Genomic DNA, 19,315 nt, shown 5'->3' with positions numbered 1-19,315 from the left:
CCCCCCTGCCCGGCTGTGCCTTCTGGGGGAGACCCCCAGACCCCCTTCCCATGCACTTACGTAGAGGACCCCCAAATGTCCCAAACGCTCGCTGCAACCGCACCCGCCCCGGAGACCCCACCCCACACCGGAGGCCTGCTCCTCCTGATCGACGGAACGGCCGGTCTTCTCACGGTCGCCGCCATCGGCATAGCCCTCCTCCTCTTCCTGATCATCAAGGTCCGGCTCCAGCCGTTCGTCGCCCTGCTCGCCGTCTCCATAGCCGTCGGCCTGCTGGCGGGCCTGTCCGTCACCGAGCTCTTCGGCACCGTCCAGCGCTCGGACGCCGTCTCGACCATCGAGACCGGCATGGGCGGCATCCTCGGCCATGTCGCGATCATCATCGGTCTGGGCACGATGCTCGGCGCGATCCTCGAAGTCAGCGGCGGCGCAGAGGTGTTGGCGTCCCGCCTGCTGAATCTGTTCGGCGAGAAGCGAGCGCCGCTGGCCATGGGCCTGACCGGCCTGATCTTCGGCATCCCGGTCTTCTTCGACGTGGGCATCTTCGTCCTCGCGCCCATCGTCTACGCCGCCGCCAAGCGCTCGGGCAAGTCGATCCTGCTCTACTGCCTGCCGTTGCTGGCGGGCCTGTCGATGACCCATGCGTTCCTGCCCCCGCACCCGGGCCCGGTGGCCGCGGCCGGCCTGCTCCACGTGGACCTCGGCTGGGTCATCCTGATGGGCATCGTCTGCGGCATCCCGGCGGTACTGGCCGCCTGGGCGTACTCCGCGTGGATCGGCCGCCGCATCTTCGTCGCCGTACCGCAGGACATGGTGGAGGCGGCGGCCGAGGCGAAGCTCGCAGTGATCAACGAGCAGCGGGAGCAGGGGGTCGAGCCGCGCGAGCACCCGGTACCGCTCGGGACGGTGCTGGCCATCATCGGCACCCCGCTGATCCTGATCCTCGCGGCGACCTTCTCCTCCATCGCCCTGGACCCCTCCACCGGCCGCTCGGTGATCGAGTTCTTCGGCCACCCCTTCGTGGCCCTGACGATCGCGCTGCTCCTGGCGTACTACCTGCTGGGCATCCGCCGCGGCTGGTCCCGCAAGTCCCTGGAGACGGTGTCGACCGCCTCGTTGAAGCCGGTCGGCAACATCCTGCTGGTGGTCGGCGCGGGCGGTGTCTTCGGTGCCATCCTGAAGGCGAGCGGCGTCGCCCAGGCCCTCTCGGACACCTTCCACGATGTGGGTCTCCCGGTGCTCGTCCTCGCCTATCTGATCTCGGTCGTGCTCCGGGTCGCCCAGGGCTCGGCGACGGTGGCGATCGTCACGACGGCAGGCATCGTGGCCCCCCTCCTCACCGAGACCCACCACTCCCAGGCCTTCGTGGCCCTGGTCATCATGGCCATCTCGGCGGGTTCCATCTTCGCCTCGCACGTCAACGACGGCGGCTTCTGGATGGTCGCGAAGTACTTCGGCATCAGTGAACGCGACACCCTCAGGACATGGACCGTGCTGGAGACGGTGCTGTCGGTGGCGGGTTTTGCGGTGGCCGCTGTGCTGAGCGTGTTCGTGTAGGCGCCGTGGCGCGGAACCTGGCCCGGTAGTCGCTCGGGGTCGTACCGAGGCGGCGGCGGAAGGCCCTGATGAGGGTGTCGACGGTGCCGAACCCGCATACGGAGGCGACCCGTTCCAGCGTGTCGTCGGACGTCTCCAGCAGGTTGCGGGCTGTCTCCACCCGGGCCGACTCCACGTAGGCGTGCGGCGTCGTGCCGAGTTCGGTCTTGAAGATCCGGGTGAGCTGCCGGTCACTGACATGCGCGTACGCGGCCAGGTCCGGGACGGTGAGGCGCCGGCCGAGGTTGTTCAGGATGTGATGCCGGAGGTCCTCGATGCGCCGCGTCGAGGACACCGTTTCCAACGGCACGCTGAACTGGGACTGCCCACCGGGCCGCTTCAGATACATCACGAGTTCGCGCGCGACGCGCAGAGCCACCGGCTCGCCGAAGTCCTCCGCGACCAGAGCGAGGGACAGATCCAGACAGGCACTGATCCCCGCGCCGGTCCACACCTCGCCCTCCTCGCTCTCCTCGCGGATGAAGATCGGATCCGGGTCGACCCGCACCGCAGGATGGTCGGCGGCGAGCCGCTGCGCCGTCGACCAGTGCGTCGTGGCGCGCTTGCCGTCGAGGAGTCCCGCGGCGGCGAGGAGGTGCGCACCGACGCACACCGAGGCCACCCGCCGGGTGCGGGCGGCCAGCGCCTTCACCCAGGCCACCGTGGAGGGCTCGGTGACGGGGTGGACGCGGCCCTCGCCGTCCACCTCGACGGAGCCGGGCACCAGCAGTGTGTCGATGGCCCGTGCGCCCAGTTCATGGAAGGTCGTGTCGGGCAGGATCCGCACACCGGCCGCGGTCGTCACCGGCGCCGGAGTCTCGGCGGCCAGCACGACCTCGTAGCCGACCCCCTCCGCGGTTTCGTGCGGGACGAGGGAGAACACCTCCGGCGGGCCGGTGACGTCGAGCAGGTCGACGCCCTCGAACAGCACGATCACGATCAACCGGTTCACGGTCCCCACCCGGCAACCCCCTGATCCGCTCACAGACATGGGTGTCGGTTTCTGCAGGCAGCACGTCATTGCCGACACCCCGGGCCGGGCATAGCGTCGCATACGTGTTCAACGGACCGTTGAGCAACGTACGCAACGCAAGCCCCCGGAACCTTGGAGAAGACCTGTGGCAAGCAAGACGCTGCGCGATCTCGGCGGTGCCGACCACGTCCCCGCGGCCCTCGCGTCCTCGACGCTCGTCCTCGTCGACTACCAGAACACCTACACCCGCGGTGTGATGGAACTCGACGGCTGGAAGCCCGCCCTGGAAGCGGCGTCGGACCTGCTGTCCCGCGCCCGCGAGGCCGGAGCCGCGGTCATCCACGTCCAGCACGACGACGGCGAGGGCTCGCCCTACGACATCCGCACGGAGATCGGTGAGATCCACCCCGGTGTGGCGCCGGTCGAGGGCGAGCCCGTGGTCGTGAAGCAGGCCCCGGACGCCTTCCACGGGACCGACCTCGGCAGGCTCGTGGACGAGGCCGGGAACGAGACCGTGATCGTCGCCGGGTTCATGACCCACATGTGCGTTGCGTACACGACGGCGTCCGCCGCCCTGCGCGGCAACAAGCCCACCGTCCCGGCGGACGCATGCGCCACCCGGTCGATCGTGGACGTGTCCGCCGACGAACTGCACCGCAGCGCGCTGGCCGCCATCGCCGACGCGTACGGCGTCGTCGTTCCCTCCCACACCGCGCTGACGTAGCATCCGGCCGACTGTGGCCGCTGTGGCGGGTGTGTTCGTTGTAGGCGTCTGATAACGAAGTTGGGCCCGGCTGTGTCCGGCACAGGATCTTCGACCATACTGCCCGCTGTGGAGCAGCGCATAGGATCGAGCAGCCAGCCCCTGAAGGGCGAGCCCGTGACCGGTGCCGGATTCGACCCGGCCTTCATCCCCGGGCTCACCGCACCCGTCTCCGAGGAGCCGGAGGAGGTCGAGGCGGAGGACGCCGAGTCCGCCGAGCCCGAGGACGAGCTCAAGGACGAGGAAGTCGAGTCCGCCGCGGCGGAGACCGAGGCCGAGGCGCAGAAGCCGGCCGCGGAGGCCGAGGCCTCCACGGTCGACGACGAGGCGCCCGCGGAGGACGAGGACGAGGCCCCCGAAGGCCCCGTCTTCGAGGCCTCCGACCGCCGCGCGAAGATCGTCGCCGACCACAAGGGCGTCCGCCTCACCCTGGACGACCAGGGGTGCGAGTTCCGCTGGGACGAGATCGGAGCCGTGGAGACCGAATCGCCCCGCTTCGGCAAGCGTTTCACCATCACGGTCCACACCCCCGACCGCCGCTGGTACCCGATCGAGATCGAGGCGACGGCCAGGGCGCGCTTCAGCGAGTGGGAAGAGCAGCTGGACGCCGTCCTCGACGCCTACTTCGAGGACGGCGACGAAGCCGCCGAGGACGAGGACGCCGAGTAGCCGCCGGCACTCCGACTAGCTGCAGTACTGGGCCTCTTTGCCGATGGAGCGGTACATACAGTCGGCGTTCTCCAGCAACTGCAGCACCGCATCCCGGTTCCGGGAGGTCTCCCGCTCGATCACCTCGTCGGGCGGGTAGAAACCGCCCCCGGAACTGGATGTCGGATACATCTCGAAGGTGTAGTCGAAGATCTTCTGCGTACCCCAGAGATAGTCGTCGATCGACCCGTCCGTGATGTACAGGTCGCTGGACTGCTCGGCGGTGTACCCGTTGCTCGCCGCCATCTTCTGCCCAACGGCCTTGAAGGCGGCGGCGTCGTCCGCCGTCATCCCGGTCGCCGTGTCCGAGTACGTGTACCCGAACGGCCACAGCACCAGCTCGCTGTACGTGTGGAAGTCGATCCCGGCGGTGATCTGCTGCTTGCCGCCGACCACACGGGAGCGCACGAAGTCGGCGACCACCTTCACCTCGGGTGCGGACTCGGCCGAGGCACCCCGGTAGGTCTCGGACGACGTGGACCCCGAAGAGCCGCCGCAGCAGCCCCACTTGTAGTTCCAGTTCCGGTTCAGGTCCGTGCCGACGTACGACGAACCGGAGTTGGGCTGCCGGTTCTTCCGCCACGACCGGTAGGAACCCGTGGCGATGTCGTACTCGCCGCCGTCGGGGTTGAGGTCCGGCACGATCCAGATCTCCCGGTTGTTCACCATGTTGGTGATGCGGGAGTCGCTGCCGTACCCGGCGCCCAGCTCCCGCAGCAGATACAGCGCCATCTCCACGGTCAGATGCTCACGCGCGTGCTGGTGGAAGGTGAGGAGCACCTCCGGCTCGTTCTCGTCGGTCGCCACGTTGTCGCTGACCTTGATGGCGACGATGTCCCGGCCCTGGTACGACTTGCCGATCACCCGCTTGCTCATGATGTTCGGGTAGGCCGCGAGCCGCTGGTCGATCTCCGCGTTCATCTCTGCGTAGTTGTGGTACTTCGAGTCGGCCGAGGGGAAGTCGTAGGGCCGTACGCCGTCCGAGCCCGAGGAGCGGTCCGGTGCCGAGCCCAACAGTGAGACGTCGTAGCCCTGTTGGCGCAGTTTGCTGATCTGCGCGGCCCGTCCGGAGACGACCACCGTCTCCTCGTCGGCCTCGTCCACGCTCACCCCGGCCGCCGCGATGGCGGTGCGGGTGACCGGGGTGTTGTTGTCGACGTGGATCTCGTACTGGTGGATGTCGTCGGCCGAAGGCGCCGCCGTGCGGGCGCTGTCGGCGGTGGCGTTCGTGGTCGTCGCCGAGACGGGTGCGGCGAGGGCGAGCGTGAGGAGGGTGGCGAACGCGGCGGTGCGTCTGCCGCCGCGGGCGCCCGAGCCTCGTATCCGAAGTCGCATGAAGTCTCCTGGCGGGAGCTGGGGGGTGGGGTTCAGTGCGACGTACGTGTGCGGGTGCGGTGCCGCCATCGTCAGGGAATGGCATGGACAGGTCAAGAGAGCGAAAACCGGCCGCGCAGTGTAGTTGCCTCGGTCATCGGGGGCCCGCCCTCCGGCAAAGTGCACCCGCGGGTGTGACCCGTGCGTGCATATATGCCGAATGCGGGAGGAGAGTGAGGTTCCGTTGTCAGGGGAGGCTGATCATGGGCGGATCAGCGCCGCGACGGGACCGTCACCTGCCGGTCGAGACCACCAGTTTCGTCGACCGGCGCGGCGAACAGACCGAAGGCCGCGAACTGCTCGCCAGGGCGCGCCTGGTCACGCTGACCGGACCGGGCGGCGTCGGCAAGACGCGTCTGGCCGCACGGGTCGCGGCACGCGTCGAGCGCGCCTTCCCGGACGGTGTGCGTTTCGTGCACCTGGCCGGCCTGCACGACCCGGCGCTCGTCCCCCTCGCCGCCGCCGACGCCCTCGGCCTGCACGACCACTCCGCGCAGCCGCCGCTGGACGCCCTGGTCGACCAGGTACGGGACCGGCGCCTCCTGCTCGTCCTCGACAACTGCGAACACCTGCTGCAGGCCTGCGCCGACCTCGCCGCCGCCCTGCTCCGCGGCACCACCGGCGTCCGCGTCCTCGCCACCAGCCGGCACCGCCTGGGCCTCACCGAGGAACACCTCATGGAGGTACGGCCGTTACCCGTCCCCGACCCGGACGGCGATCTCACCGCGGCCGACGGCTACCCGGCCCTCGCCCTCTTCGCCGACCGCGCCGCCGCCGTGGTCCCGGGCTTCAGGCTCACCCCCGGCAACCGCGCCGCCGTGGCCCGTCTCTGCCGCCGTCTGGACGGACTCCCCCTTGCCATCGAGCTGGCCGCCGTACGCATGCGGGTCCTCGGCGTCGAACAGCTCCTGGAGCGGCTCGACGACCGCTACCGCCTCCTCACCGCCGGCAGCAGCGCGGCCCTGCCCCGCCACCAGACGCTGCGCGCCGCCGTCGACTGGAGCCATGAACTCTGCACGCAGCAGGAGCAGTTGGTGTGGGCGCGGGCCTCCGTCCTGGCCGGCAGCTTCGACCTGGAGACGGCGGAGGCGGTGTGTGCGGACGGCGAGCGAAGCGAGATGGGGGTCCCCCCGGCCGCCGGCTGGGGGAGGGTGCAGCCCTACGAGGTGTTGGAAGCCGTCGCCGGGCTCGTCGACAAGTCCGTGCTGGGGAGGGAGACAGGACCGGACGGGGTGCGCTACCGGCTGCTCGACACCCTGCGGCACTACGGCCTCGACCGGCTGCGCCAGTCGGACGGCGAGGAGGCCGCGGCCCGACGCCGCCAGCGCGACTGGATGCAGGAGCGGGCCGCCGACTGCGAGCGCGCCTGGTTCGGGCCGGGGCAGCGCGCGATCGTCGCCCGGCTCCGCGCCGACCAGGACAATCTCCGTGCCGCCCTCGACTTCGGCCTCACCGCCCCCGGCCAACGCCGCACCGCCCTGCGCCTCGCGGGCACCCTGTGGTTCTACTGGCACGCCTGCGGCGCACCCCGCGAGGGCCGCTACTGGCTGGAGCGGGCCCTCGACGCCAACCCCGAACCGAGCGCCGAGCGGGCCCGCGGCCTGTGGGTGGCCGGCCTCCTCGCGGGCGCCACCCAGGACATGACCGGAGGGCTGCGCCGCGCACGGGACGCCCATGCGCTGGCCGAGCACCTCGGCGACAAGGCCGAGGCCGCCCACGCCGAATACGTCATCGGCGTCATCCGCCTCTTCAGCAACGAACTGCCCGCCGCCCTGGCGCACTTCGAGACCACCGTCGCCCGCGGCCCCGTCCCCGGCCAGCACCTCAGCCTGCACGGCCTCGACCAGGTCGAACTCGCCTGCGCCCTGGGCTTCCTGGGCCAGGCCGACCGCGCCGTCGAGGTCTGCGAGCGGGCCCGACGGCTCTGCGAGGAGCACGGCGAGGAATGGGTGCGGTCGTATGTGCTGCGGATGCTGGCCCTCGCGCACACCGTGAAGGAGGACTGGCAGGAGGCCGGACGGCACGCCCGCGAGGCCCTGCGCCTCAAACTCGCCGTCCACGACGTCACCGGCATCGCCCTCACCCTCGACCTGCTGGCCCACATCGCGACCCGGGCGGGCGCCCACGAACACGCGGCCGCCCTGCTCGGCGGCGCCGACCGCACCTGGGCCGACATCGACCGGGAGCGCTGGGGCTCGACGGACCTGGACTCCATCCGCCGCGACGGCGGGGAGCGGGCACTGGACGCCCTGGGACAGGCCGCCTTCGAGCGGGCGTACGAGAAAGGAGGCGCCCTCGGACTCGCGGAGATCGTCGCCTACGCGACGCAGGACGAAGAGCCCGCACACCCCACCCCCGCAGGGAGGACGGACGGCCGCTGCAGATCCCGCCCGCCGCAGGGCGGCACGCTCACCCGCCGCGAGAGCGAGGTCGCCGAACTCGTTGCCCAGGGCCTCGCCAACCAGCAGATCGCCGACCGTCTCGTCATCGCCCGCCGTACCGCCGAAGGCCATGTGGAACGCATCCTCAGCAAACTCGGCTTCAGCAACCGCAGCCAGATCGCCGCCTGGGTGACGGCCCAGCGCTGAGCCCCGTCCAGGCTCCCCTCCCAGATTCCACAGACCCCACCGAGAGGAGAACCATGACCAGCACACCACACGACGTCCCCACCCCCACCCCGTTCGACCACCGCATGGCCGTGTACGGCACGGACGACGCGTTCGTGGCCGCCGCCCTGCCATTCCTCGCCGAAGCGCTCGGCGCCCCCGGCGAACCCCCGCCCGTGGCCATCGCCGCCCCCGACAAGCTGGACCTCCTGCACGACGCCCTCGGCGCCGACGCGAAGGACGTCGTCCTCGTCCCGCACACCGAGTGGTACACGGGCTCGGCCGCCAACGCCGTCGCCCAGGGCGCCGGTTACCTCGCCGCGCACGCCGGCCCCGGCGGCCGAATCCACCTCCTCATGGAGCCCGTCTGGAACGGCCGCGCAGGACGCTCCGCCCGCGAGACCACCGAGTGGATCCGCTACGAGGCCCTCGCCAACCTCCTCTTCGCGCCGCTGGCGGCAACGGCGCTGTGCGCCTACGACACCCGCACCGCCGGCACGGCCATCATCGAGGCGGCCCGCCGAGCCCACCCCGACACCGCCGTCTACGAGGACCCGGTCCGCCTCACGGCCGAACTGGACGCAGCACCCCTGCCGCTGCCCCCCGCCGACGCGGAACTGCACACGCACCTGTCGGCGGATACCGTACGCAGGGGAGCGGTTGCCCGTGGACTCGAGCCCGCGGACGCGGAGCTGTTCACCGAGGCGGTCACCGCGACGGCCGCGGCCCTCGGCCCGGTCAGCGGCGCCCTGCTGTGGGGCGAGGCACCCGCCTGCGTCTGCGAACTGCGCACGTCACGCCGGGTCGACGACCCACTGGCGGGCTTCGTCCCGCCGCCCACCCCCGAACTGGAACCGGGCCAGGGACTGTGGTTCACCCGCCAGGTGTGCACCTACGTCGACATCCGCGACGACGGGTCGGGAGCGACCGTAAGGTTGCAGTACGGGTAACCGCTTGCGGTGACGCAGGTATGGAAACAGGTAGTCCTCCCCGTGTGCGCAGGCGCCGGGGAGGGCAGTCTGGAACCATGCTGGATCTCTCCGGGACCCCCCACCCGGACTCCGACCCTCAGTTCGCCGAGTACCCTCAACCACCCCTGCGGGCAGGCCACTTGAGCGTCGACTACGACCCCCGCCCGACCGCCGTCCGCGAGGCCCGGGCGGAGGTCCGCAGACAGCTGGAGATATGGGGGCTGACGGACCGGGCCGACCTGGTGGACGCCGCCGAACTCCTGGTCAGTGAGCTGGCCACCAACGCCCTGCTGCACTCGGCGAGCCGCTTCCGCCTCACCCTCTCCGCCGCACACGGCGTCCTGCGCTGCGAGGTCCACGACGCCGGCCGCCGCACACCGCAGGTGCTGGAGGCGGGCGCCTCGGAGAGCGGCCGGGGGATGTTCCTGGTGAACGCGCTCGCCAGACGCTGGGGATGCCACCAGGACGGGCAGGGGAAGACGGTGTGGTTCGAGCTGGGCACGTGCGGGTCGGAGGGCTGTGGCCGAGGAGACCCGTTCTGAGGTCCTGCAGCGGCTACTGCCACCACTTCGGGCTGAGGGCGATCGCGCGGAGCTCCTCGATGCTCAGCGCCGGGGTCCTGCGGGTCGCGTCGTCGTGCGGAGCGCCGGAGTTGAGCTCACTGATCACCACCCGCCGCCCGTCGGACCGCAGCGTGTCCACGGTCCACATGACGGCACCGGCGCCGCCCTTCTCGCTCGGCTCCTGATGCACGGCGACCTTCGTCCCGTCGGGCAGGGTCTTGGCGCCGGAGCCGAAGAGGTCGCCCGCGACGTCCGACATGTCGCCCTGGACGTTGACCTGGACAAGGCTCTTGCCCATGCCGTCGTCGACGACGAGGTAGCCGAAGCCGCTGTCGTCACCGCTGTCCTCGGACACCGTGAACTTCCGCTTCGGCAGCAGGGACCTGAGCATCGGGGCGATCGGTACGGCGACCGCCGTGTCGGACCCGGTCGGCTGCGCCGTCGGTTCGGCGGTGTCCTCGGGCATCGAGTCGATGGCGTCACGCCAGGCGGAGGCGGCGGCGAGCTTCCTCAACCGGTCAGCGGACAGGGGAGGTTCGGCCCTGGTGACCGGCGAATCCTTCTCGGCGGCGGCGTTCCACTCGCTCACGCTGACGTGCTGCCCCGTCGGTGTGACGAGTTCGGCGCTCCACCACTTGGTGTCCACACGGCGGTCCGGATACTCGTACCCCTGCAGGACCATGACCACGGAGGCGTCCGGCAACCGGGTCGTGCTGCAGGCGTCGTAGTGGGCGAACGCCTTGCCCGGGCACTCGGTCGCCTGCCGCGCCTCGTCGCTCCCCGGCTCGACCCGCGCGAGGCTGACGCCGACGGCCGCGGCGCCCTTGCCGTCGTCGTAGACGAGATGCACATACGGCGCCGGCGGCTCGTCCGTGCCGCGTGCCTCCGCCTTGCTGAACTTGCCGTGGGGGAGCAGTTTTTCGAGCGTACGGATCAAATCGTCGCCGGAGACGGGGGCGGGGGCGGGCGTGGAGGTGGCACTGGGCGTGCTGGATCCCACCTCGGCCCCGTCCTGATGTGCGGATCCGCCCCCAGGCAGGAGCAGCGCGCCGCCCAGGCCGACGAGCGCGAGGGAGGCGGCCCCGCCGACCACGGCGGCCCGGCGCCGAAGCAGACGCCGTCGTCCCTTGAGGGCGCCGGCGGTGACGAGCGCGGCCCGGTCGGTCTCGAAGACGCCGCCGGCCTGGCGCAGCCCGGCGGACAGCTGTTCCTCGAAAGGGTCGAGGGGAACAAAGGGATCGCTGTGCTGATCCACGGGCATGACGAACCACCGTTTCGCAAAAGGACGACGGAGATGACGGAGATCGTGGGGATGGCGGAGATGGCGGAAAAGGGTGCTCAGGAGCGGGCGTAATCGCTCAGGTCCTCCCCGAGCAGTTCCCTGAGCCGCCCGAGGACACGGACGCACCGTGTGCGCACGGCGGCCGAACTGGCGTTCATGGCCCGGGCGGTCTCCTCGATGGAACGGTCCTCCCAGTACCGCAGGACGACCACGGCCCGGTCCTTCGCGGGCAGCCGGCCGAGTGCCTCCAGCAGGGTCAGTCGCAACGGCATGTCCTGGCCGGCGCGTTCGTCGGGCAGATCGGGCAGTACGTCGGTGGCGCGCTCGGTACTGCTCCGCTTCCGCTGATGGGCGAGAAACGTCCGCGCGAGCACGGTCTGCGCATACCCCGCGGGATTGCCGACCCGCGACACACGCCCCCAGCTGACGTACAGGCGCCCGAGGGTCTCCTGCACCAGGTCCTCGGCGAGATGGGTGTCACCGGCGGTCAGCAGACAGGCGGACCGATAGAGATGCCCGGCGCGCGCGGCGGCGAACTCCGCGTACTCGTCGGCGCGCCTCTGTCTCATGTGTGCCCCCTGTCCACGGTGCCGCGACCGGCACCGTCCCCACTGCTGCCGCTCGCTGGTCTCACTTCATTGATGCGGTGGGACCGGGGAAATGTTTCATGCGCGGTGGCCAGAACTGTCGGCCCGCTTGGTCCAGACATATGCTTGAGTCATATCCGGAGAACGGATCCCGTCTGATTACCGACGAGTAGTGAAGCGGAGCGGACGATGGGATGGAGTCTGGAAGGCCGGTATTTCGAAGCATGTCCATGTGACGTGGTGTGTCCGTGCACCGTCTCGGCCTTGGCGATGCCGGCGGACACCGAGCGGTGTCAGGTGACGCTGGTGTTCCACGTCGACCGGGGGGATGTCGAGGGTGTGGACGTCGGCGGGCTCACCGTCGCGTTGCTGGCGGACGCGCCGGGGCAGATGTCCCTGGGCGGCTGGCGGGTGGGACTGTTCCTCGACGAGGCGGCCTCGGCCGAGCAGGCCGAGAAATTGCAGGGAGTGTTCAGCGGGACGAAGGGCGGGCCCCCGGAGATCCTCACTCCTCTGGTGGGTGAGATCGCCGGGGTGGAAACCGCTCCGATCACCTTCGAGTCCAAGGACCGGACCCACCGCGTCACCATCGGGGATTCGGTCGACATCGAGGTCGAGGACTTCTTCCTGGAAGGCGCGAGTGAAGGCGCGACCCTGCATGGCATCACCATCACACCCAACCCGGTCGTGACGATCGCGAAGTCCACTGTCGCCCGCATCCGGGCGTTCGGCCTGGACCTCGACCTGGCGGGTCACAACGCGCACTCCGCGCCGTTCGCCTGGTCCGTCTGACCAGGCGAACGTCACGTTCACCCGCTGCTACGGCAGCCCGTGCACATGCGCCCCCACCGAGCTCGACCACGAACTCCCCGCAGCCGCATCCCAGTTGGTGGACCAGGTCATCGCACCCCGCAGGTCGGGATACGTCTTCGACGGTTTGAAGGAGCCGCAGTTCGTGCCGGCCGTCAGGCAGTCCAGGGCGTTGTTCACGACCGTCGGGGAGACATAGCCGCTGCCCGCCGCGCTCGTCGAAGCCGGCAGCCCCAGCCCCACCTGGGACGGCGACAGGCCGCCCTCCAGCTGGATGCAGGCCAGGGCGGTGAGGAAGTCCACCGAACCCTGCGAGTACACCTTGCCGTCGCAGCCCAGCATCGAACCGCTGTTGTAGTACTGCATGTTGACGACCGTGAGGATGTCCTTGATGTTCAGGGCCGTCTGGAAGTAGGTGTTCGACGTCGACTGCATGTCGATCGTCTGCGGGGCCATCGTGATGATCAGGGACGAGCCCGCCTTTGCCGACAGCGAGCGCAGCGCCTGTGACATGTACGTCGCGTTGAGGCCGTTCTCCAGGTCGATGTCGACGCCGTCGAAGCCGTACGTCTGCATCAGCGAATACACCGAGTTCGCGAAGTTCGCCGCCGAGGTCGAGTCGCTCACCGACACCGTGCCGTTCTGGCCGCCGACCGAGACGATGACCTTCTTGCCCGCCGCCTGCTTCGCCTTGATGTCCGCCTTGAACTGGTCGACCGTGTAGCCGCCCAGGCCCGCCGAGTCCAGGTTGAAGGTCACGGCGCCCGGCGTGGTCGTGGCGTCCGCGAAGGCCACCGCGATGATGTCGTACTGGGACGATACGTCGGAGATCTTCTGGACCGTGGCGCCGTTGTTGAAGTTCTGCCAGTAGCCGGTGACTGCGTGCTTGGGCAGAGCGGTCCCTCCGTTGCTGCCGCCGGAGGTCGTCGTCCCCGTCACCGAACCCGACTTGGCCGACTCGCCCGCCGAGTTCGTCGCCGTGACCTGGAAGGAGTACGAGGTGGCGGCCGCGAGGCCGGTCACCGTCGCCGACGTCCCCGTCACCGCCGTGATCTTCGTGCCGTCCCGGTAGACGTTGTAGCCGGTCGCGCCCGACACCGCGTTCCACGCCAACGACACCGACGAGGACGTCGTACCGGAGACCGACAGACCGCTGGGCGTGCCCGGAACCGTCGGTGCCGGGTCGCCGCCTCCGCCGCTGTCCGGGCCGTACACGGACACGTCGTCGGCGTAGTACGCGGCCTGGCCGTACCAGCCGTGTGTGTAGACCGTCACCGAGGTCGTGGACGAGCCCGTCGTGAAGCTCGTCGTCAGCTGTTTCCACGAGGACGAGTCCGGGGTCCAGGTCGACACGTCCGTGGTGCCCGTGCCGGTCACGCCCAGGAAGGCGTAGCCGCCCTGCACCCAGGAGCTCAGCGAGTACGTCGAGTTCGGCTTGACCGCCACCGTCTGGCTGCACTGGGCGTCGTCCTGCCCGGCCGGGGTGGCCTTGAGCGCGGCCGCGCCGCCGTGCACGGGGGAGGAGACCGTCGTGCCGCTGCTCGCGGAACAGGTCCAGTTGCTCAGGCCGGATTCGAAGCCGGCGTTCTTGGCGTTGTTGACGTCCGCTGCGGATGCCTGGCCCGTGCCCGCGAAGGTGAGGGCGAGGGCGGCGGTGACGGCTCCTGACCAGAGCCGTGCCGTCGATCGGCTGCGTGGTGCCGATCGTCTGGGGGGTACCGATCGTCTCTGTGGGGACATGACAATAAGTTGGTCCAGACCAATTGCTCTGTCAAGAGGTCCAGACCAAATGGTCCGCGGGTTCGGTTCGAGGTTGGCAAGATGCTCGAACCTGCCCCGTTTTGACGCAACTTGTGAAACGTCAGTTGCCCATCAGCTACACAAACGCTGTTCTCCGGTCACAGGGGCGTGGATACAGTGCTGAGGTAGTCACGGAGTGAAGTCACCGGGGAGCTGCGCGTGTCAACTGCCATCGCCGTGACCAGTGCCGACATGGCACTGCCACCGCAGGACGAGCGGACCTTGCCTGCCGTCGTCCTGCAGGGCCTCGACAAGGAGCCGCTGGAGCATGCGCTGGCGGCCGTGCAGAGTCTGATCGATCAGCACGGGCATCTGATCGTCGTCTGCTCGGGGGCTGTCTCCCCGGAGGTGGCGCGCCGGCTGCACACGATCCGCTCCCTCCTGGAAAGTGACCGTATAGCCCTGTTCCGGCCCGGTCTGCCCCCGCTCGGACTGGCCGTCCTGGCCCGCCAGTTGAGGCAGCTGGCCTCCTGCGACCTCAGCCCCGGCGTCCTCGCCTCCGCCGGCCGCCTGCTCACCCACTACATCCACGCCGGAGCGCTGCTCGGTTCGGTCACCCGCCTCGACCGCGTCCCCGTCGGTCTCAAGCAGCACGCCAAGTCCTGGGTGCCGGGCCATCACTTCGCCGTACTCGCCCATCCCGAGCCGCAGTTGGTGAGGATCGCCCCCGAGGCCGCCCTCCCGGGGCCGGAGTTCGGCACCTCGATGCTGGTCGCGAAGGGGCAGCTGCAGTCGGACTGGGTCACCGCGACCCTGGTCCCGCAGTGGAACGCCCAGGGGCTCAGGGAGGCGGTGCTGCCGGCCGAGTCCGCGGCCTGGTGGGGGACGGGCAAACTGATCGAGTTCGCCGCCTTCCTGCCCGACCTGTCCGTCCTGTACCAGCTGGTCACGTCGGTACGGCAGGGCTCCTGCCACTGGTGCGGCATCGACGTCATCGGTGACCGCTGTGTCTTCTGCTCCGCCGGCCCACCGCCCATCCTGGAGAACCAGCTCCCCGCGGGGAGAGGCTCCTGAGGCGGCGACCGGCCCCTCGCGGGTACCGCTTGCACGATCCCATCCGCTCGACCGATATCCCCCAATGAGGTTGTACGGTTCATGAACTCCCGTCAGCGCCGTGGCGTGCTACTCCTGCTTCTGTCGGTCCTGTGCGCCCTCGGTGCGTTCGCCGGCGTCCTGTCCGTCATCAGCGACGTGAAGTCCCAGGTCGGGCCCAAAGTCACGGCGTACGAGATCAAGAGCGACATCAAGCCGTACACCAGCCTCAGTGCGGCCCAGTTCGAGAAGACCGAGATGCCGAAGCGCTGGCTGTCGGCGAACGCGGTCACCGATCTCGCCGGCATCCGCGGGAAGGTCGCCGTCACGACCCTGAAGAAGGGCTCCCTGCTGCAGAGCGACATGATCGCCGATCAGCCCGCTCTGCAGCCCGGGCAGCAGGAGGTCGCCATCATGATCGATGCGGCGACCGGAGTCGCCGGCAAGATAACGCCGGACTCCAAGGTCAACGTCTACGCCACCTTCGAGGGTCAGAAGACGGGTGATCCCGATCTGTCCAAGATCATCGTCACGAATGCCAGGGTCCTCGACGTCGGCGACCTCACCTCGCTCCAGCCCGACGCCACCGACCGCACCGGTCAGGCCACCAAGGCCGTCCCCATCACCTTCGCGCTCTCCGCGCTCGACGCCCAGCGCCTGACCTACGCCGAGTCCTTCGCCAAGCGGGTCCGGCTCGCACTCGTCGCGCCGAGCGAGACCGGCACCATCCCCGAGCAGGACCGCACGTACGAACTCACGAAGGACAAGTGAGAGGCCCGCATGCCCACGAGGATCCTCCCGGCAGTCGGTGACCTGGACGCGGTCCGGTCCATCACGACACTGCTCAGCCAGCTCCCGGACGCCGAGCCGGTGACTCCCGTCGTCGACTCGACCCAGCTCGTCGACACCCTCGCGCGGCTCGCCGCCGAGTCCGTCGACGAGCTGCCCGAGGTCGTGGTGGTGCACGAACGGATCGGCCCGGTCCCAGCGTTGGAGCTCATTCGCGAGGTCGCGCTGCGCTTCCCGGCGGTGGGGGTCATCCTCGTCACCTCGGACGCGAGCCCCGGCCTCTTCCAGGCGGCGATGGACTACGGCGCGCGGGGGGTGGTCGCTCTGCCGTTGAGCTACGAGGAGCTGGCCAGCCGCGTCCAGGCCGTCGCGCAGTGGTCGGTGGGCGTACGGCGCCATCTGGGCGCCGGGGGCGATGTGTTCACCGGCGTCGGCGGGACCGTCGTCACGGTGAGCGGGTCGAAGGGCGGCGTCGGGGCGACCCTCACCGCCATCCAACTGGCGCTGGCGGCGCAGGCGTCGGGGCGAAGCGTGGCGCTCGTCGACATGGATCTGCAGGCGGGGGACGTGGCGTCGTATCTGGACGTCCAGTTCCGCCGGTCGGTGGTGGACCTGGCGGCGATCACGGACATCTCGCCGCGGGTGCTCGCGGACGCGGTCTTCCGGCACGACACCGGCCTCGCGCTGCTGCTCGCGCCGGGGGAGGGCGAGCGCGGCGAGGAGGTGACGGACCGGGCCGCCCGGCAGATCGTCAGCGCCCTGCGGTCCCGTTACGAGGTCGTCGTCATCGACTGCGGCGCCCAGCTGGGCGGGGCGGGCGCGGCCGCGGTCGAGATGGCCGACCGGGCGCTGCTGATCACCACGCCGGACGTGGTCGCGGTGCGCGGCGCCAAGCGGACGGTGCGGATGTGGGACCGGCTGCAGATCCGCAAGGCGGAGGAGACGACGGTGGTCGTCAACCGGCATACGCGCGGCACCGAGATCCAGCCGCCGCTGATCCAGAAGATCACGGGTACGGCGGTCGCGGGGACGGCGATCCCGGCGAACTTCAAGGAGCTGCAGGGAGCCGTGGATGCGGGGCGGATCCATGAGCTGGACAGCAGGAGCACGGTGAAGCAGGCGCTTTGGGGGCTGGCGGGGGAGCTGGGGCTGGTGAAGGCGGTCGAGGGGGCGCAGCGGGGTGGCGGGCGGCTGCGGGGGGATCGCGGAGCGGTGAGTTTCCGGCGGCGTAGGGACTGAGACGGATGGGGATACGGGCGTTGCAGTCGGTGCCGTCGTTGCCATCGTTGCCGTCGGGGGAGCGTGACCGGGGCCAGGTCACCATCGAGTTCCTGGGCATGCTGCCGACGATCATCATCACGCTGGTGGTGCTGTGGCAGCTGGTGCTGGTGGGGTACACGTGGACGCTTGCGGGGAATGCTGCGGACGAGGCGGTGCGGGCGGGGACGGCGGCCGCGGGCGATCGCCAGGCCAAGTGCGACCAGGCGGGACGCAAGGACCTGTCGGACGCATGGAAGGGCGGCGCCGATGTGCAGTGCAGTACCGGGGGCGGCTATGTCACCGCCGACGTCTCGCTCGACGTACCGCTTCTCTTCCCGGGCACGTTCAGCTTCCCGTTCAAGGTGAAGGGCCACGCCGGCGCGGTCGAGGAGGCGACGCACTGAGATGTCGTATCGACTGCGGGATCGACTGCCGTATCGGCGCACACGCCGTGACCAGGGTCAAGTCGCCCTCGAATACCTGGGGTTCCTGCCCGTCCTGATCATCGTCGGGATGGCGGTCGTACAGCTGGGCCTGATCGCCTACACCGCCCAGCAGGCGGGTACGGCGGCCCGGGCCGGGGCGCGTGCCGCCTCGCTGGAACCGGGGACCGCCCAGCAGGGCTGCACGAACGCGGTCAGCGACTGGCTGTCGGTCACCTGCGCCGAGGCGCCGGGCGGCGACGCGGTCACCGTCACCGCCACCGTCCGGATCCCGTCGATCGTCCCCGGCTGGAACTTCGACCCCGCACAGAAGACCGCGACCATGCCACTCGACTCGACCGCGACCACTGGCTGACGCAGGAACAAGGAGCACCGACGATGAGCCTGCGCGCACGCATCAACTCCCCCGAAGAGAACGGCCACCGGGGGGAGGACGGCCACCTGGTCGCCTCGTACCGCGCCAAGCTCCTGGAGGAGATCGACCTCGCGGAGATGAGCGCGCTGGCCGCGGCCGAGCGCCGCGCCCGCCTGGAACGGGTCCTCGGGCACATCATCAGCCGCGAGGGCCCGGTGCTGTCGACGGTCGAGCGCTCGCAGCTGATCCGCAGGGTGGTGGACGAGGCGCTGGGCCTCGGCATCCTGGAGCCGCTCCTCGAAGACGCGTCGATCACGGAAATCATGGTGAACGGCCCTGACGCGATCTTCGTCGAGCGCGGCGGCAGGGTGGAGCAGTTGCCTCTCCGCTTCCCCTCTCACGACCAGCTGATGCAGACGATCGAGCGGATCGTCTCGACGGTCAACAGGCGGGTGGACGAGTCGAATCCGATGGTCGACGCGCGTCTGCCGTCCGGCGAGCGAGTGAACGTGATCATCCCGCCTCTTTCGTTGACGGGCGCCACCCTCACCATCCGCCGTTTCCCGCGCTCCTTCACGCTCCAGGAGATGATCGGCTTCGGCTCGCTGGACGAGCCCATCCTGTATCTGCTGGCGGGGCTGGTGCAGGCGAAGTCGAACGTGATCGTGTCGGGCGCGACGGGCACGGGCAAGACGACGCTGCTGAATGCGTTGTCGGGCCTGATCCCCGAGAGCGAGCGCATCATCACCATCGAGGACTCGGCGGAACTCCAGCTGCAGCAGGGGCATGTGATCCGGCTGGAGTCCCGCCCCCCGAACGTCGAGGGCAAGGGGCAGGTCACCATCCGCGACCTGGTTCGCAACTCCCTCCGTATGCGCCCCGACCGCATCGTGGTCGGTGAGGTCCGAGGCGGTGAGTCCCTCGACATGCTCCAGGCGATGTCGACGGGCCACGACGGCTCCCTCGCCACCGTCCACGCGAACAGCGCGGAGGACGCGCTGATGCGGCTGAAGACCCTGGCATCGATGTCCGAGGTGGAAGTCCCCTTCGAGGCGCTGCACGACCAGATCAACAGCGCCATCGACGTGATCATCCAGCTCACCCGCTTCGCCGACGGCGTCCGCCGTATCACCGAGATCGCGATCCTCGACAGCCACGGCAGCGAGCCGTACCGCCTGGCGACGGTGGCCCGTTTCAACGCCCGGCCGATGGCCGCCGACGGCCGTATCTACGGCGCCTTCGAGTACTTCCCGCTGCCACGCCGCACCGCGGACCGCCTCTACATGGCGAACCAGCCCGTCCCGCAGGCGTTCGGCGTCGCCCAGTCCGCAGACCAGCTCGCCACCCGAGAAGCCAGGTAGACCGAGATGCCAGGCAGGCAGGAACCCGTCCCCATGGAACCC

General features: G+C 69.9%; 18 protein-coding genes. 13 read left to right on the top strand and 5 right to left on the bottom strand.

Annotation, left to right across the window (positions count from 1 at the left end; all coding sequences use genetic code 11):
- The first annotated feature begins 75 nt into the window (after positions 1-75).
- Positions 76-1,557 carry a GntP family permease gene (locus P2Q00_RS33000; protein ID WP_275777134.1) on the top strand — a complete coding sequence of 494 codons (1,482 nt, stop codon included), beginning with the start codon at positions 76-78 and terminating at the stop codon, positions 1,555-1,557.
- Here the strand turns inward: P2Q00_RS33000 and P2Q00_RS32995 are convergent.
- Positions 1,478-2,557, bottom strand: a complete 1,080-nt coding sequence (locus P2Q00_RS32995; protein WP_275777133.1) for a GlxA family transcriptional regulator — start codon at positions 2,555-2,557, stop codon at positions 1,478-1,480. The two genes, P2Q00_RS33000 and P2Q00_RS32995, sit on opposite strands and share 80 nt — an antisense overlap.
- A gap of 157 nt (positions 2,558-2,714) precedes the next feature.
- On the opposite strand from P2Q00_RS32995, the gene P2Q00_RS32990 reads away from it, so the two are divergent.
- Positions 2,715-3,293 (top strand): cysteine hydrolase family protein, encoded by a 579-nt coding sequence (locus P2Q00_RS32990; RefSeq protein ID WP_275777132.1) that lies wholly within the window; start codon positions 2,715-2,717, stop codon positions 3,291-3,293.
- 108 nt (positions 3,294-3,401) lie between these two features.
- Entirely contained in the window at positions 3,402-4,001 is a 600-nt protein-coding gene (locus P2Q00_RS32985) for a hypothetical protein (RefSeq protein ID WP_275777130.1), read from the top strand.
- Between the two features lie 15 nt (positions 4,002-4,016).
- On the opposite strand, the gene P2Q00_RS32980 is transcribed toward P2Q00_RS32985, so the two are convergent.
- Positions 4,017-5,375 (bottom strand): M14 family metallopeptidase, encoded by a 1,359-nt coding sequence (locus P2Q00_RS32980; protein WP_275777129.1) that lies wholly within the window; start codon positions 5,373-5,375, stop codon positions 4,017-4,019.
- 242 nt (positions 5,376-5,617) lie between these two features.
- On the opposite strand from P2Q00_RS32980, the gene P2Q00_RS32975 reads away from it, so the two are divergent.
- The 3 genes from P2Q00_RS32975 (at position 5,618) to P2Q00_RS32965 (ending at position 9,533) form a co-directional block, all read left to right on the top strand.
- Positions 5,618-8,002: an ATP-binding protein gene (locus P2Q00_RS32975; RefSeq protein WP_275777128.1), complete on the top strand. Its 2,385-nt coding sequence runs from the start codon at positions 5,618-5,620 to the stop codon at positions 8,000-8,002.
- Positions 8,003-8,055: 53 nt separating this feature from the next.
- Complete coding sequence (locus tag P2Q00_RS32970; protein WP_275777126.1) at positions 8,056-8,970, top strand: MEDS domain-containing protein; 915 nt, start codon at positions 8,056-8,058, stop codon at positions 8,968-8,970.
- 77 nt (positions 8,971-9,047) lie between these two features.
- Positions 9,048-9,533, top strand: a complete 486-nt coding sequence (locus P2Q00_RS32965; RefSeq protein ID WP_275777124.1) for an ATP-binding protein — start codon at positions 9,048-9,050, stop codon at positions 9,531-9,533.
- A 13-nt stretch (positions 9,534-9,546) separates the two neighbouring features.
- Here P2Q00_RS32965 and P2Q00_RS32960 read toward each other — a convergent pair whose 3' ends face one another.
- Together P2Q00_RS32960 and P2Q00_RS32955 are read right to left on the bottom strand one after the other, a co-directional pair.
- Entirely contained in the window at positions 9,547-10,815 is a 1,269-nt protein-coding gene (locus P2Q00_RS32960; RefSeq protein WP_275777122.1) for a hypothetical protein, read from the bottom strand.
- Positions 10,816-10,892: 77 nt separating this feature from the next.
- On the bottom strand, positions 10,893-11,405 hold the full coding sequence (locus tag P2Q00_RS32955) for a SigE family RNA polymerase sigma factor (protein WP_275777121.1): 513 nt from the start codon (positions 11,403-11,405) through the stop codon (positions 10,893-10,895).
- A 207-nt stretch (positions 11,406-11,612) separates the two neighbouring features.
- Between P2Q00_RS32955 and P2Q00_RS32950 the strand changes: the two genes are divergently transcribed.
- Complete coding sequence (locus tag P2Q00_RS32950; RefSeq protein ID WP_275777120.1) at positions 11,613-12,215, top strand: DUF1326 domain-containing protein; 603 nt, start codon at positions 11,613-11,615, stop codon at positions 12,213-12,215.
- A 27-nt stretch (positions 12,216-12,242) separates the two neighbouring features.
- On the opposite strand, the gene P2Q00_RS32945 is transcribed toward P2Q00_RS32950, so the two are convergent.
- On the bottom strand, positions 12,243-13,973 hold the full coding sequence (locus P2Q00_RS32945; protein WP_275777119.1) for a chitinase: 1,731 nt from the start codon (positions 13,971-13,973) through the stop codon (positions 12,243-12,245).
- Between the two features lie 252 nt (positions 13,974-14,225).
- Between P2Q00_RS32945 and P2Q00_RS32940 the strand changes: the two genes are divergently transcribed.
- From P2Q00_RS32940 to P2Q00_RS32915, 6 genes are all read left to right on the top strand, one after another.
- Complete coding sequence (locus P2Q00_RS32940; protein WP_275777249.1) at positions 14,226-15,047, top strand: hypothetical protein; 822 nt, start codon at positions 14,226-14,228, stop codon at positions 15,045-15,047.
- Positions 15,048-15,128: 81 nt separating this feature from the next.
- Complete coding sequence (gene cpaB / locus P2Q00_RS32935; RefSeq protein ID WP_275777118.1) at positions 15,129-15,836, top strand: Flp pilus assembly protein CpaB; 708 nt, start codon at positions 15,129-15,131, stop codon at positions 15,834-15,836.
- 9 nt (positions 15,837-15,845) lie between these two features.
- Complete coding sequence (locus tag P2Q00_RS32930; RefSeq protein ID WP_275777117.1) at positions 15,846-17,093, top strand: CpaE/TadZ family protein; 1,248 nt, start codon at positions 15,846-15,848, stop codon at positions 17,091-17,093.
- Between the two features lie 5 nt (positions 17,094-17,098).
- Positions 17,099-17,518: a TadE/TadG family type IV pilus assembly protein gene (locus P2Q00_RS32925; protein WP_275777116.1), complete on the top strand. Its 420-nt coding sequence runs from the start codon at positions 17,099-17,101 to the stop codon at positions 17,516-17,518.
- A gap of 1 nt (position 17,519) precedes the next feature.
- Positions 17,520-17,912, top strand: coding sequence for a TadE/TadG family type IV pilus assembly protein (locus P2Q00_RS32920; RefSeq protein WP_275777115.1), 393 nt, complete (start codon positions 17,520-17,522; stop codon positions 17,910-17,912).
- A gap of 23 nt (positions 17,913-17,935) precedes the next feature.
- Positions 17,936-19,273 carry a TadA family conjugal transfer-associated ATPase gene (locus P2Q00_RS32915; protein ID WP_275777114.1) on the top strand — a complete coding sequence of 446 codons (1,338 nt, stop codon included), beginning with the start codon at positions 17,936-17,938 and terminating at the stop codon, positions 19,271-19,273.
- The last annotated feature ends 42 nt before the right edge of the window (positions 19,274-19,315 follow it).

Source organism: Streptomyces coacervatus (assembly GCF_029223485.1).
GTDB classification, from domain to species: Bacteria; Actinomycetota; Actinomycetes; order Streptomycetales; family Streptomycetaceae; genus Streptomyces; species Streptomyces coacervatus.
This window is presented reverse-complemented; position numbering and strand designations above follow the sequence as displayed.